General features: G+C 45.4%; 4 tRNA genes and 1 rRNA gene. All 5 read right to left on the reverse strand.

The features are described 5' to 3' along the window. Positions 1-411: 411 nt before the first annotated feature. Positions 412-487: transfer RNA gene (locus tag ACSTTG_RS24140), tRNA-Val, on the reverse strand. Between the two features lie 35 nt (positions 488-522). Next, positions 523-598, reverse strand: a tRNA-Ala gene (locus ACSTTG_RS24145). Between the two features lie 31 nt (positions 599-629). Beyond that, positions 630-705: transfer RNA gene (locus ACSTTG_RS24150), tRNA-Lys, on the reverse strand. 2 nt (positions 706-707) lie between these two features. Further along, positions 708-783 (reverse strand) — tRNA-Glu (locus ACSTTG_RS24155). A gap of 91 nt (positions 784-874) precedes the next feature. Continuing rightward, positions 875-955, reverse strand: a 16S ribosomal RNA gene (locus tag ACSTTG_RS24160); the annotation flags it as partial.

A 955-nucleotide genomic window follows, 5' to 3' on the forward strand; every position in this document is an offset into this window, starting at 1 on the left:
ATCGCAAGTTACTACGTCTTTCATCGCCTCTGACTGCCAAGGCATCCACCGTGTACGCTTAGTCACTTAACCATACAACCCCAAAGAGTTTCGCATTGGCGAACCACGGAGTTGTCGTTTAAACAACCAAAGTTGTCTGCAATTATTTAAACATGATGCAGACTCGATTTTGCCGGACTCAAATTTCCAAGAACACTTGAATGTGTGTTGGTACCTAAATCTTTTCTCTAACAAAAGAGTAAGACTTAGGATTTGAGAACTTTTATTTGAATAACAACGCTTATCTAAAAGATAAGGGGATTGTTGTTATTCGTCAGCTTTCCAAATTTTTAAAGAGCAAATCACTTCGTATGAAGTAACCATTTTTAAAAGCACTTGCGACTTTCTATTTGAAAGAAGTGCGCTTAAAAATGGTGGGCGATACCGGGCTCGAACCAGTGACCCCCTGCTTGTAAGGCAGGTGCTCTCCCAACTGAGCTAATCGCCCACATACGTTTTACGTCCTGTGGTAGACGTCAAGAATGGTGGAGCTAAGCAGGATCGAACTGCTGACCTCCTGCGTGCAAGGCAGGCGCTCTCCCAGCTGAGCTATAGCCCCATCTTGAGAGTTATTTCTTCAAGAGAAGAAATGGTGGGTCGTGCAGGATTCGAACCTGCGACCAATTGATTAAAAGTCAACTGCTCTACCAACTGAGCTAACGACCCAATGGTATCCCGTAGGGGAGTCGAACCCCTGTTACCGCCGTGAAAGGGCGGTGTCCTAGGCCTCTAGACGAACGGGACACTAAGTGCTTGAACATCTTGGGGGATGTTCATATCTCTTTACTTTATAAACCATCAATCTGTGTGAACACTCATCGCAATAATCATCGTATAAGGAGGTGATCCAGCCCCAGGTTCCCCTAGGGCTACCTTGTTACGACTTCACCCCAGTCATGAACCACAAAGTGGTGAG

The sequence above is a fragment of the Vibrio glycogenivorans genome (assembly GCF_051660965.1).
Lineage (GTDB): Bacteria > Pseudomonadota > Gammaproteobacteria > Enterobacterales > Vibrionaceae > Vibrio.